Here is a 12,436-nt window from a genome sequence, read left to right as displayed (position 1 = left end):
ATGATAAAACTCTTGTGGTGCGGGCATCTTGCCCGCATAAAGTATACCTCACTCAATCTGAACTTACTGGATCATAGAAATCATCAACATTATAGAATCAGGTGCGTTACGTTTTACTAACACACCCTACAAAATAACTACAAAATAACTGACAATTATCTATCAAATCATCTCTAACAACACTTTTAAAACGCCTTGAGTTTTAGCTTTTTCAACAGCTTCTAAACCAAGAGATAGGGGATAAATACCCTGAATTAAAGATTGTACATTTACCTTTTCCGTCGCTAATAATTCTAACGCCGGCACAAACGGACCACAACGAGAACCAATGAGAGTAATTTCATCTACCACCAAAGCAGAAGCATCTAAACTGAGATTTCCTGCATAGGTGCTTTTTAAGATTAATGTACCACGAGGACGTAAAGCCCGTCGGGCAGTATTAAAACCTTCTGGATTTCCTGTACAATCAATAGAAACATCAAAATATCTATCTTTGACAGTATTAGCTAAAGCGTTTTTAATTCCTCTTGCTGCTAAATTAAGTAATTTATCCGTATGTCTTCCCACTACTAATAAATCACAACCAGTTAAAGCTAAAGTTTGGGCTATTAATTGACCCAATTTACCATCTCCAACTACTAATACTCGATCATCTTCACATAATGTTATCTGTTGTTGAATTTCCAAAGCTGCGGCCAGGGGTTCGGTAAAAGTTGCTGCTGCTGTAGAGACATTTTCCGGTACAATATGCAAGTTTTGAATAGGTAAAGATAGATACTCTGCAAAAGCACCATTACGGTTGACAATACCTAAAACTGTCCGATTTTCGCAATGGGTAGGTTGTCCACTGCGACAAAAGCGACAATAACCACAAGCAGCGTTAATTTCACCCACTACTCTTTGATTAATTAAATGTTCTGGACCTTGTTCTACAACACCAACAAATTCATGGCCGATAATGCCATTATAGGGATAATAACCTTTAATTAATTCCAAATCAGTATTACAAATTCCCGCACACAAAACCCGTACTAAAGCTTCTCCTGCTGGTGGTTCAGGAATAGGAATATCGGTGCGTAATTGTAATTGATTATTTTCTAGCCAAAGTCCTTTCATAATTTTGTTATTTATTATTTGTTATTTCTATACTTCTACTCCTTCTAAAATTCCCATAATAACAGCAAATAAACTATCTAAATCTCCGGGAATTTTAAACAAGTTAATATCTTGGTTAATTTGTTTTTCACTACTATCAAGTTTACCAAATTGCCAAATATTACCAATTGTAACTGCACCATATAATATACTTTTTTCCTGAATTTGAGATAAAGCAATTAATTCTACAGCTAATTGAGTAAATCCTCTAGTTAAATCATCATTTTTAGCTTCGATAACTAGAAAATTATTCTTTAATATCAACAGATAATCAAGATTACCTTTAAGACGATTATTAATATTAAGAGGATATTCAATTCGCATTTGACAATGACAATAACGAATCACTTCCAATAGTATGGGAGATACTAAGGTTTCTCTTCTAGCGGTTTCATTACTTAAACTGATAAAAGGTAAAATGTCTTCTATTCTTTGTTTGAGTTCTGGGAGTTTATTTAGTGGATTAGTAGTCTGTGGTAAAGATAAATGGGATTTAATTAGTGTATAATCAAATTCGGACAAGATATCATCAGCTTCATAGGGTAACTCAAAGTATGACCGAAAGGTATAAGATCTATTGTCCTGTAAAATTTTGATTTTAGCCATACTATACCATGATTGTACTAAATTCCAAAAATAAAAGTAGACATTTTAGAGTTTAAGATGGGAGAGAAATGGTGTAAAAATGGGGACTAAACCTAAATTACTCACAACCATGGTCGGAAAAGAGCGATCGCTATAATCCATTCCCGGCGATAATGGAAAAGACACAGAATTGAGAGATAACCATGTACCACCAGCAGCTTGAACAATTACCCAAGCAGCTGCAATATCCCATATCTTTGGTGTGGCTTCAATTCCCCCCAAAACCGCACCAGTTGCGACTGTCAGAAAGTTATAACTAGCAACCCCTAACATCCTAATTTTACAGGGAAAACCCGGTTGAATAATGCCGGTACTGCGAGAACAAAGATTAAAAAAGTGGTTTTTACTAGGAATATCTTTACTTGTATGGATAGGATGATGATTTAAAAATGCTCCCGTTGGCGTTGTTAAGCCCGATGAACCCGCCCAAAAACCGTAAAATGCTTGATTTAATGGTGGCACATAAACATAGCCAAAAATCGGCGTTCCTCGATAAAGTAAACCCAGAGAAATTGACCAGATAGGAAGTCCTCTGGTAAAATTGGTTGTACCATCTAAAGGATCAATTACCCAACACCATTCTTTATCAGGAAAACTTTGATCACTTTCTTCGCTCAAAATGCCGTAACCTGAGAAAGTAGAAACAATGGCATCTCTAATTTCTTGATCTGCCCATTTATCGGATTTTGTTACTAAACTACCATCAGGTTTTTGTGTAGCTTGAACTTTGCCAAAATCCTGCATTAACTGTTTTCCTACTCTGATAGTAGTGGTTTCAGCAAATTCTAAAATCGTGTTCCAAAAGTCGTTCATTTGTTATTAGTCAGTTGTCAGTTGTCAGTTGTCAGTTGTCCGTTGTCAGTTGTCAGTTGTTAGTTGTCAGTTGTCAGTTGTCCGTTGTTAGTTGTCCGTTGGTTTTCAATTACCAATTACCAATTACCAATTACTCATTACCAATTACCAATTACCCATTACCAATTACCCATTACCAATTATTAATCTAAATCACTTTCGAGAACAGAAGCTAAAGCTTGTTTAGTATTAGTTTGAAATTCTGCCACATTGACACGATTCAAAAAAGCAATTGATACCAACATTCCCAAAGCTTCTAAAGCAAATACCAAACCATAAGCTAATACTAAATTATCTGGTAACAGCTTGCGCCCCACATCTAAAATAGTACCACCAATGACAATGGCAATTCCTCTAGATATAGACTGAGCAAGTCCCCAAGCACCTATAAATGTACCGGCAGCTTCAGCAATTGTCAAATCTAACATCAGACTAACTGCCGCAGTTGTGACAACACCAGTCGCTAAACCAAATAAAACTAAAGTTGATTTCAGTTCCAAGGGATTGGCAGATAATCCCGAAAACCCCAGTAATAAAGCCGCACACGCGACTAAAACACAACCTAATTTTATAGTTTTGCGTTTACCCAACCGAGGCACAATCAAAAAACCTGTCATACCATAGGAGATTAATATGCCCGTTCCATAAAAAACGTTGAGTTTGGTACTTTCCGCTAAAGGCATTTTAAACACCTCCCCTGCGTAAGGTTCAAGAATAGGATCTTGCATAAACAAGCTAATAGTCATCACTAATAAAAAAGTGAAAAACAAACCTGTTTGGGGACTAGCTGTTAAAATTTTCCAAGCACCACCTAAAGTAATACTATCTTCCCGGTTTTCTGGAGTAGAACGATGGAAAAAACGAGAATATTTTTTTTCTACCCCCAAAGTAGCGACAATTGCTAAACAAAAAACCATACCGGGAACAATCTGGAATAAGCGATTTATTGCAGCTTGTAAAGTTTCTATGGGTGCATTAGCGTTTAATTGGTTTAATAAGCTAGAACTGATAATAGCTCCAACTATAATCCCTACCATCAACATTGACCAAACAATACCGACAACTTGAGAACGGTTGTCGGCTTCGGAAATATCAACTAATAAAGCCGCAAAAGCCGTACCACTAGCACAAATGGCCAGTCCGTAGACCACGAAAACTAAACCTAAAACCGCTGTCCAAGCCATTGTTTGGCTAGTCCATACCCAATTTTCGCCAATATTAGCAGAATTTAACTGCCATATTACTTGTACCGCACAAAAGGCAGCGATCGCAAATATTGCTGCTCCCAACCATACATAACTTGTGCGATGATATCCCCATAATGGTCTAGCATCGGACATTTGCCCAAATAAAATTCGGGTTGGGGCCACAAATAAAGGCAATGCTAACACAAAAGCCACCAATGTAGCCGGAATGGCAATTTCCTGAATCATGACTCGGTTGAGTACCCCTAGAGTCAAAATAGACATCATACTCAACCCCATTTGAAACAATCCTAGCCGGAACATGGTGAAAATATTCACCCGGGGTAAAACTAGAGATTGATTTTGGTTATGATATGTATTATCTTCCATAGGTAATTTTTTCTATTCCTGACAAAATATAGCATTTTCCCGATCAAAATCTTAAACTTCGCGCCTTTGCGTCTTAGCACGAAACATAATTCATACTGCCATTATCCAACGCCCTAACTTTGATCACGGTAAACTAAAAAAGTAAAGAAATATAAATAAATTGAATTTTACCCAAATGGAAACTATTACCTTAGGAAAAAATGGTTTAGCTGTTCCCCCTCTTTGTATCGGTACTTGGGCTTGGGGTGACAAACTCTTTTGGAATTATGGTCATGAATACGGTGAAGAAGAGTTACAAGCTGCTTTTAACACCGCTTTAAATACTGGTGTCACTTTCTTTGATACTGCGGAAGTTTACGGTTTAGGACTTTCGGAGGAATTTTTAGGCAGGTTCATGAAACAAACCAACCAAAAAGTACAAATTGCTACCAAGTTTGGACCTTTACCTTGGCGTTGGCACGGTAAATCTGTATCTGAAGCTTTAACAGCCAGTCTCCAACGTCTCCAAGTTGAGAGAATTGAATTATACCAAGTTCATTGGCCTTTTGCGTTCTTTTTGAGTCAAGAAACTCTGATGAATACCCTGGCAGATGAAGTCAAAGGAGGTAGAATAGGGGCGGTTGGTGTCAGTAATTATTCGGCTGCTCAAATGCGAGAAGCACACCAGATATTAGCCGCTAAGGGTGTACCTTTGGCTGTAAATCAGATGCGTTATTCACTAATAACGCGCCAAATAGAAGGTAATGGTATTTACCAAACAGCCCGTGATTTAGGTGTAACTATTTTAGCTTATAGTCCCTTGGCTCAAGGATTACTCACAGGTAAGTATATATCCTCCCAAAAACCTCAAGGTGCAAGAAGCATAGATCCGCGATTTAGTCAAGATGGTTTAAATAAAATCGCTCCAGTGTTATCTTTGTTACGAGAAATTGGTGAAAAGTACCATCGCACCCCCGCCCAAGTATCCTTAAACTGGTTAATAGCTCAAGGTAATGTAATTCCCATTGTTGGAGTCAAAAGCGCAGCACAAGTTAAACAAAATGTTGGTGCTTTAGGTTGGGAAATGACCGCAGACGAAATTTCCGCATTGGAGAAAATTACTCGTCCTTGGTTACATTAATTGTCTTTCACATTCAAAGCGTATTGTTTAAACCTTTCTAAATCCGCTTGAATTGTGGACTCTACCACCTTTCCTAAAAACAAATTATCCATGAGTTTACCAATTAAGCCAGGAATGGCGTAGGAAACCGTCATTTTCACGATACTATGATTATAGCGATCATAAAAGCGAATTGCTCCTTGATTTGGTAAACCATCCACAGACTCCCATTGAATAATTTGATGAGGAATTATTTTAGTAATTCGGGATTTCCACGTAAATTCTAACCCCCCTGTATTCAGTTTCCATAGGGAAATTTCCGGTTTATCTGTGAGAATTTGCACAGAATCAATCCATTTCATCCATTTAGGCATTTGTTCTAAATCAGACCAAAGCCCCCATACTAATTCTATGGGAACTTCTACCTCTACCTGTACACTATGTTCTAGCCATTCACTCATAGGATTTTAGATTGGTCTGCGGTTAGTTGTTATTACCCATTACCCATTACTTACTTCTTCAAACTTTCCAGAATTGCTTTGGCCGCACGTTGTCCAGAAATTGTTGCTCCTTCCATGCTATCAATATAATCCTGTTGGGTGTAACTTCCAGCTAGGAAAAAGTTAGGTATGGGTGTTTTTTGATCTGGACGGTATTCATCCATGCCCGGTGCTTCTCTATACAAAGACTGAGCCAATTTAACCACGCTGTACCAAGTCATGTTTAAATCCCTTGAGGAGGGAAATAGTTCATAAACTTGTTTAAGCACGTGGTTAGCGATCACTTCATTGCTTTGTTTAATAAAAGGATCTCCCGGTGTTAACACCAATTGTAATAATGAACCTTCCCCAGGACGATAATAATCTGCGGGGCTAGTCAAGGCCAAATCAGCAAAACAGGAAAAATCTGCATCACCAGTGTACAATAGATTGTCTATTCCCACGGCTGCGGAAAGCTGTTTACGTTTTTCCTCATCTTCTAGTTCTGTCACCCAACCATCAAAACGTAGCTGCACTGTAGCGACGGGGACAGCATCTAACTTATAAATGTTATCAAATTCTGGCCATTTCCGCCAGGCTTGGGGTAAAACTCGTTGGATTCCGGGAACATCACAAGCGCAAAGATAAGCATCAGCGGTGATCAGTTCTTCTGTATCACCTTGAGCAACTAATATACCAGTTACGCGGGTTTCTGCTTCCCGAACCACATCAGTAAACCGAATTTCTCGCACTTGACGACGAGTGTATATTTTTGTGCCTCTTTCTTCTAAATATCTAACAATAGGTTTATGTAAATATTCGGAAGGTGAACCCGCCAACATTCGCAAAATTGAAGCTTCGGTTCTGACAGCAAAAAACTGGAAAATTGTCAACATACACCGGGCAGAAATATTGTCACAATCTATAAATCCCAGTGCGTAAGCAATAGGATTCCATAGTCGTTTAATACTACCTTTACTGCCTCCGTGACTATAAAACCAATCAGAAAAGCTGATTTTATCTAATTTGCGGATAGTTTTCATTGCTCCGTCAAAGTCTACTAAACCCTGTACTATCGGGCTAGTACCCAAAGCGATCGCATTTTGCAGTTTATCCTGTAAAGACAGTTGAGAAGTGGTGAAAAACGCCTTTAATCCATTTAAAGGCGCACCTGTGAAAAAGCGAAAATCTAAAGCTCCTGTTTTTCCGCCTTTATTGACAAAAGTATGACTATGTTCTTTAATGAGTAGGTTTTCTCCAGCGCCAACCTTCTCCATTAATGCAAACAGATTGTAGTAGCAGCCGAAAAAGACGTGCAGCCCCATTTCAATATGATTGCCATCATTATCTACCCAACTGCTGACTTTGCCACCCACAAAGGGACGAGACTCGAAAATTTCTACTTCACAGCCCCTATCTACTAAGTCTACCGCAGTTGATAACCCAGCAAGTCCCGCACCCACAATTGCAACGCGCATTCCCTCGTTCCTTGTTCAATTTCTTTACAAATTGTAACTGAATTAGTGTGGGAATTTGCTGGGAATTGATATTTTTAATTGTTTGTCACCTCTTCCCCCTGGGGTAAACTTCTAATTAGTTCCCGAATTACATCTGTTGCTGGTCTCCCTGTCTGTTGACAATATTTTTCTAGTTTTTCTGCCTCTTGTGTTGCTAGATTAACTGTTATCCGTTTAACGGCCCATTTTTTATTTGTCATTATCATGCACTTAGCTGTATGTTAACTTGATTTTGAGAGTCTGGGAACTCAAAACAGAAATGATACTCTCAGAGTAAGTCTGAATTAACAAAGTAACAAAAAAATTAATTTTATTAAAGATATTCAGTTTGTCAACTAGTGATCAAAATCAAACCAGAATCATCTTGGTTACATAATGGAATCTATCCCACCAATAATATTTAAATATTGTGGTAGGATAGATGTGGATGGTAGTAAAAGGTCTATAAAATGGCTGGAAATAAACCTGTTGACCCTCCCGTTTGACGCAGAGGGTAATTTTTTTACTCAGGGGATAATCCTAAAGCTTGGGTAATTTGCTCTAAACTCAAACCCATTTCTAATAATTTGGGTATAGCCTCTTTTCTCGCTTGTTCTGCTTGTTCAGCCCTTTGACGTTCGGCTTCGGCTTTTTGACGTTCGGCTTCGGCTTTTTGACGTTCGGCTTCGGCTTTTTGACGTTCGGCTTCGGCTTTTTGACGTTCGGCTTCGGCTTTTTGACGTTCGGCTTCGGCTTTTTGACGTTCGGCTTCGGCTTTTTGACGTTCGGCTTCTCCTGGTAATAAAACTAAATTTCCTGCTTGGTCATAAAATCTTAACCAGGTGGCGGTTTCTCTGGTTAATGTTCCGTCCCAATTTCCTAACCAAAATCCTAAAGTTTCGCACCATAACCAACCTTTTTGATTAGCTTGTAAAGGTTGATATATTGAATTACTATTTAAACTCCAACCTTGTAATGAGTCGGGATTAAAGGGATCATAAACAAAATAGTCTCTAGTTTTAAATGTGTTTTGATAAAGATTCTTTTTGAGTCCTAAGTCTACATTTTTAGTGGAAGGAGACATCAATTCAATGATCACATCTGGATAGCGTCCTTCTTCTTCCCATACTACCCAACCTTGACGGGATCTATTACCATCAACATTCAGGACTGCAAAAAAATCAGGACCTCGAAAATCGTTGTTTTTAGCTTGCTTACTGCTGTAATAAATAAACATATTACCACCAGTAAAGAAATCATTGCGGTCTGACCATGCTTGTTCTAGGGAATCAATTAAAACATTCATGGCTATGCGGTGACGGTTACTTTCCAAGGGAACTCCATCATCAAATATTAAATCAGTTGGGGGTGGAGTGGGTTGCCAATCAGGAACAATTTCTACTGGGGGAGTCTGGTTTTCAGGAATGTTAGTTAACATAAGACAACCTAAGAAAGTTTATTCAATATGGCTATTTGCTGATACAAAAATGTTAACATAAGTCCCAGGTTGTTAAAAAGCTATCTTTTACTTCTGACTGTTAATTTTCATTACCTAACCTATATTCTCCTAAAATATAAAACGATAAGCGTTAGTAAATATTATGCGTGTAGTAGCTCTTATACCTGGTTCAATTGATAACCAAATTCTTTTCTTTGCCACTCTTGATGATCTGAAGCGTTATTACCCTTACGCACAGATAGATGTTGTTGTAGAACCTAAGTCAAAGGCTGCTTATCGGGTAAGCAAGTCTGTTCACGATGTATTAACTTTTGATTACAAAGATCGTAATAGTCTAGCTGATTGGGGTAACTTCGTTGGTATGATACGCGATAGAGAGTATGATGTTGCTATTATCGTCGGACAAAGTTGGTTTGTAGGTTTCTTGATGTGGTTGACAGGAATTACGACGCGCATTGGCTACCAAGGACAAGGTGCGGTTTTTCTGACTGATCGAATCGTGCCAAATCTATCCCAGTATGTAGCAAAGACGTATCATGATTTACTAAAGCCTTTGAAGATTGATACTGATTGTCCAGCATTATCTGTAAATGTGCCTAAAATAGATATTGAATGGGCGCGAGGTGAACAAAAACGCTTAGGAGTAAGCGAAACAGGTTTTATCCTCATTAATGGTGGTGGAGCTAGTTTAGATACAACTTATCCTGAAGAAAATTGGCAACAAATTATTGAAGCTTGTCAACAAAAACAACCGGATTTACCTATTGTGGTCATTAAAGAAGCCAATAATGAGCCTTTAGTCAAATCACTTTTACAAAGTTGTGACAATATTCAAGTTACTTCCCCCGAAGATATTGGCAAATTAACTGCTATAATTGCTGGTGCTAGTTTAATGTTGTCTGTAGAAAATAGCTACCTGCAACTGGGCGTAGCAGTAGAAACATATACAATTGCCTTGCTTAATTCTACGGAATCATTAAAATTATTACCCACCAGTGAAAAAGTCTTGACTATTACCTCACATACTGGGAAAGTAGCGGATATTTCACCCCAAATAGTATTAGAAAAAATTTGGGGAGGTTGAATATTATCAATTCTGGGTTTTGGATTTGGGATTTGAGATTCAAAATCCCAAACCACCAATTTTATCAAAGAGATGTCTAATAAATGTTATCAGTGCTGCATAATGGGAGTAGGAATTATCTTTCGCACCAAATAGCAAAGGAGCAAAGTTTGAGGTTTTGATTTTGTCTTTTTGATTTTGTCTTTAGGAATTACCTTTTTCAATCATTTCAAAGAAAGCATCATCTAATTCATAACCCAGAATTTGTGCTAGAGATCTCAGTCGAGATGGAGTAACAATATCTTGTTTGTGCAACCAATCACTTAAAATAAATATCTTCTGCATCAAGAATATTTCTAAGGCTTCTGGGTTGTACTGGATACCTTCTTTGGAGCTAAACTGATGAGGTACTAACATGGCCGCATAACGAGCTAATTCTCCCGCTTTCCAATCTAGTAAAAATGGTAACCACGGATATTTAGCATCGAGACGGACAAACCACAGTCTGACCTCTGGAATTTCCGATAGTTCTCGTGGATCATTTGCGACTCGTTTATAATTAATGTCTAAACGCAGTTGCTGTTCATGGGAGGAAATTTTTCCCTCTTGGAGTAATGGTTCAATCACCATTAAAGCAGGTGACAGATCCAAATTATAAATGGAGTCGTTGTTGAGGATGATTGTGATGGTCATAACCGTTTATTTTCTAGCTCAACAGTGGTGAAAATCCAGATTAGCAGCTTTTTACCCCCTTGAGATGGACATTTACAGGAATTTTCTCCGCAAATTGTCAGGAGAACAATAATCACGCCAAAGATCTTGCCAACTTTGATATTATATGGCCAATGAGCGATCGCCTTTTACAATTGTTATTAATTGATCCAGATCCAATTTTTCGTTTAGGACTAAAGGTAACATTGGAAACTATTCCCAATTTACAAGTCATAGCAGATGTTCCCACAGATACTTCTGCTTTAAAGGTTATAGCGGAAATATTGGCTGTTAATTCTCAGCAAATTCACTTAATAATTTTAGCATTAGATAATCAGCAGTTAGGAACGCAATTCTGTAGACAACTAAAAACTTTATACACTTATATACCTATATTGGTTTTAACTAGCACATCTCAACCGGAACTAATTATATCCGCCAAGGCGATAGGAATAAATGGCTATTGTCCTAAAGGGGTCTCAATTTCTCAATTAGTCCCGATTCTTGAGCAGGTAGCCAATGGAGGTTATTATTGGTTTGAAGATGGAAAAATATCTAATTTTACCTCATCTTCTCTACCAGGTAAGTTGCGAAATCACTTACAAAGTTCGGGAATTAACTATATTGATGATACTTTATATCAAGTTACAGAACAATTAAAATTACCGGGAATAACGCTATTAAATAAAGCGATTTTAGCAGGACAAAGACGGGAACTTTTAGCGGCTCGTTGGTTTGTTAGTAATTTATTAAAATTACCACACAAAAGGCAGAATTTGCCACCAGAAAACCTGATTAATCAAGTAATTATTAAATCAGAGACACAACCTTTAATAAATATAAAACCTGAAGTGAGTTCTCAACAATTACAATCTGAAATATTAACATTATGTTTAAATAAACTGAAATTTCCTTTAGAAAATCTCACAGATACACCCTTAGAGATTGATATTCTTCGAGAAGATAAAAAGCGAGAATTACTTTATATCATCCTTAATAAATTTTTTCAACAGTTGGATGAAATTCGGAACTTTAATTTTAATAAAAATCAAATATTTAATTTAAAAGAGCAGATTTTAGTAGATTTATGGGAATTTAGTATTACGGAATTTTTTGGTAATTACTCCCGTATTAGTTTGGATAAACAAGAGATAAACCTAGTTAAGTTCTTATTAGATAAAACCACAGATATACAAAAAGAGATAATTAAAAAAGTTCCATTATTTGGGGATTTTTTATCCTATCTGCTACTATTCACAGATTTATATATTGATAATGTTTCTTGTCCCTTTGGTAGTAAAGAAGCTCAATCTCAAGCATTATTAATTTTAGAAAATTTATTGATTCATATAGCTAATAATGTAATTCAACCATTATTAAATAACTTAGCAGACGTTGAAACAATCAAACAAAACTTTTATCACAGACAAATGATTTCCACGAGAGAAATTGAAAGATTTAGAAATAACTTATCTTGGAAATACCGATTAAATCAATATATAACTGAAGCTCAAACAATTTTTGAAAGTCGTTATGAGTTATCTGTTTTTGCACCTCGTGGTATTGCTAAAATATCAATTTATGCTCCTCGTAACCAAGAATTAGCGGAACTTTCTGGTATTCCTCTAGGAGTGACATTAATGCTAGAATTTCGAGATGCTATTACTCCCCGTTTACAATCATTATTAGGGTTTTTAGGAACTGGAATTGTTTTTGTACTGACTCAAGTTATTGGCCGGGGTTTAGGTTTGGTTGGAAGGGGTATTTTACAAGGAATTGGTAGTGTTTCTTTGACAGAGAAAGGACAACGGAAAAATAGAGAATAGGGTGAAAAATACAGCAGTTCCCGATCTTATGAAGTACAAATATTAATAATAAAACTCTTGTGGTGCGGGCATCTTGC

General features: G+C 37.1%; 13 protein-coding genes. 4 read left to right on the top strand and 9 right to left on the bottom strand.

The genetic code is table 11. The features are described from left to right. Positions 1-162 precede the first annotated feature (162 nt). Genes ACIR310F_RS0111735 through ACIR310F_RS0111725 form a run of 3 tightly spaced genes read right to left on the bottom strand, consistent with a single transcriptional unit; the run spans position 163 to position 2,613 of the window. Positions 163-1,116 carry an MDR/zinc-dependent alcohol dehydrogenase-like family protein gene (locus tag ACIR310F_RS0111735; RefSeq protein ID WP_028083997.1) on the bottom strand — a complete coding sequence of 318 codons (954 nt, stop codon included), beginning with the start codon at positions 1,114-1,116 and terminating at the stop codon, positions 163-165. 27 nt (positions 1,117-1,143) lie between these two features. Next, the gene (locus ACIR310F_RS0111730; RefSeq protein WP_028083996.1) at positions 1,144-1,761 is read right to left on the bottom strand and encodes a hypothetical protein; all 618 of its coding nucleotides are present in this window, start codon (positions 1,759-1,761) and stop codon (positions 1,144-1,146) included. 45 nt (positions 1,762-1,806) lie between these two features. Beyond that, positions 1,807-2,613, bottom strand: a complete 807-nt coding sequence (locus tag ACIR310F_RS0111725) for an inositol monophosphatase family protein (RefSeq protein WP_028083995.1) — start codon at positions 2,611-2,613, stop codon at positions 1,807-1,809. 14 nt (positions 2,614-2,627) lie between these two features. Between ACIR310F_RS0111725 and ACIR310F_RS26255 the strand changes: the two genes are divergently transcribed. Beyond that, complete coding sequence (locus tag ACIR310F_RS26255; protein ID WP_196803212.1) at positions 2,628-2,804, top strand: alpha/beta hydrolase; 177 nt, start codon at positions 2,628-2,630, stop codon at positions 2,802-2,804. On the opposite strand, the gene ACIR310F_RS0111720 is transcribed toward ACIR310F_RS26255, so the two are convergent. Further along, positions 2,796-4,226 (bottom strand): BCD family MFS transporter, encoded by a 1,431-nt coding sequence (locus ACIR310F_RS0111720; RefSeq protein WP_028083994.1) that lies wholly within the window; start codon positions 4,224-4,226, stop codon positions 2,796-2,798. The genes ACIR310F_RS26255 and ACIR310F_RS0111720 overlap by 9 nt on opposite strands. 175 nt (positions 4,227-4,401) lie before the next feature. Here ACIR310F_RS0111720 and ACIR310F_RS0111715 point away from each other — a divergent pair, with 175 nt between their 5' ends. Then, positions 4,402-5,346 (top strand): aldo/keto reductase, encoded by a 945-nt coding sequence (locus ACIR310F_RS0111715; protein WP_028083993.1) that lies wholly within the window; start codon positions 4,402-4,404, stop codon positions 5,344-5,346. Here ACIR310F_RS0111715 and ACIR310F_RS0111710 read toward each other — a convergent pair. From ACIR310F_RS0111710 to ACIR310F_RS22295, 4 genes are all read right to left on the bottom strand, one after another. After that, the gene (locus ACIR310F_RS0111710) at positions 5,343-5,786 is read right to left on the bottom strand and encodes an SRPBCC family protein (protein ID WP_028083992.1); all 444 of its coding nucleotides are present in this window, start codon (positions 5,784-5,786) and stop codon (positions 5,343-5,345) included. The genes ACIR310F_RS0111715 and ACIR310F_RS0111710 overlap by 4 nt on opposite strands. A 50-nt stretch (positions 5,787-5,836) precedes the next feature. Next, positions 5,837-7,282, bottom strand: coding sequence for a 9,9'-di-cis-zeta-carotene desaturase (zds, locus tag ACIR310F_RS0111705; protein WP_028083991.1), 1,446 nt, complete (start codon positions 7,280-7,282; stop codon positions 5,837-5,839). A 74-nt stretch (positions 7,283-7,356) separates the two neighbouring features. After that, a complete protein-coding gene (locus ACIR310F_RS0111700) occupies positions 7,357-7,527 on the bottom strand; it encodes a ribbon-helix-helix domain-containing protein (protein ID WP_071604823.1) in 171 nt (56 codons plus the stop codon). 296 nt (positions 7,528-7,823) lie between these two features. Continuing rightward, positions 7,824-8,738, bottom strand: coding sequence for a Uma2 family endonuclease (locus ACIR310F_RS22295; RefSeq protein ID WP_035367919.1), 915 nt, complete (start codon positions 8,736-8,738; stop codon positions 7,824-7,826). Positions 8,739-8,901: 163 nt separating this feature from the next. Between ACIR310F_RS22295 and ACIR310F_RS0111690 the strand changes: the two genes are divergently transcribed. Continuing rightward, a complete protein-coding gene (locus ACIR310F_RS0111690; RefSeq protein WP_028083989.1) occupies positions 8,902-9,843 on the top strand; it encodes a glycosyltransferase family 9 protein in 942 nt (313 codons plus the stop codon). Positions 9,844-10,026: 183 nt separating this feature from the next. Here ACIR310F_RS0111690 and ACIR310F_RS0111685 read toward each other — a convergent pair whose 3' ends face one another. Then, a complete protein-coding gene (locus ACIR310F_RS0111685; protein ID WP_028083988.1) occupies positions 10,027-10,515 on the bottom strand; it encodes a CRR6 family NdhI maturation factor in 489 nt (162 codons plus the stop codon). A gap of 152 nt (positions 10,516-10,667) precedes the next feature. Between ACIR310F_RS0111685 and ACIR310F_RS0111680 the strand changes: the two genes are divergently transcribed. Continuing rightward, positions 10,668-12,359, top strand: coding sequence for a DUF3685 domain-containing protein (locus ACIR310F_RS0111680; RefSeq protein WP_028083987.1), 1,692 nt, complete (start codon positions 10,668-10,670; stop codon positions 12,357-12,359). Positions 12,360-12,436: the final 77 nt, after the last annotated feature.

Origin of the sequence: Dolichospermum circinale AWQC310F (genome assembly GCF_000426925.1) — a bacterium.
GTDB classification, from domain to species: Bacteria; Cyanobacteriota; Cyanobacteriia; order Cyanobacteriales; family Nostocaceae; genus Dolichospermum; species Dolichospermum circinale.
This window is presented reverse-complemented; position numbering and strand designations above follow the sequence as displayed.

Excerpts from the sequence above, each read along its gene's own strand:
- ACIR310F_RS0111725 (WP_028083995.1), bottom strand. The coding sequence starts at position 2,613 with ATGAACGACTTTTGGAACACGATTTTAGAATTTGCTGAAACCACTACT.
- ACIR310F_RS0111720 (WP_028083994.1), bottom strand. The coding sequence starts at position 4,226 with ATGGAAGATAATACATATCATAACCAAAATCAATCTCTAGTTTTACCC.
- ACIR310F_RS0111680 (WP_028083987.1), top strand. The coding sequence starts at position 10,668 with ATGAGCGATCGCCTTTTACAATTGTTATTAATTGATCCAGATCCAATT.
- ACIR310F_RS0111700 (WP_071604823.1), bottom strand. The coding sequence starts at position 7,527 with ATGATAATGACAAATAAAAAATGGGCCGTTAAACGGATAACAGTTAAT.
- ACIR310F_RS0111685 (WP_028083988.1), bottom strand. The coding sequence starts at position 10,515 with ATGACCATCACAATCATCCTCAACAACGACTCCATTTATAATTTGGAT.
- zds (WP_028083991.1), bottom strand. The coding sequence starts at position 7,282 with ATGCGCGTTGCAATTGTGGGTGCGGGACTTGCTGGGTTATCAACTGCG.
- ACIR310F_RS0111735 (WP_028083997.1), bottom strand. The coding sequence starts at position 1,116 with ATGAAAGGACTTTGGCTAGAAAATAATCAATTACAATTACGCACCGAT.
- ACIR310F_RS0111710 (WP_028083992.1), bottom strand. The coding sequence starts at position 5,786 with ATGAGTGAATGGCTAGAACATAGTGTACAGGTAGAGGTAGAAGTTCCC.
- ACIR310F_RS0111730 (WP_028083996.1), bottom strand. The coding sequence starts at position 1,761 with ATGGCTAAAATCAAAATTTTACAGGACAATAGATCTTATACCTTTCGG.
- ACIR310F_RS0111690 (WP_028083989.1), top strand. The coding sequence starts at position 8,902 with ATGCGTGTAGTAGCTCTTATACCTGGTTCAATTGATAACCAAATTCTT.
- ACIR310F_RS0111715 (WP_028083993.1), top strand. The coding sequence starts at position 4,402 with ATGGAAACTATTACCTTAGGAAAAAATGGTTTAGCTGTTCCCCCTCTT.
- ACIR310F_RS22295 (WP_035367919.1), bottom strand. The coding sequence starts at position 8,738 with ATGTTAACTAACATTCCTGAAAACCAGACTCCCCCAGTAGAAATTGTT.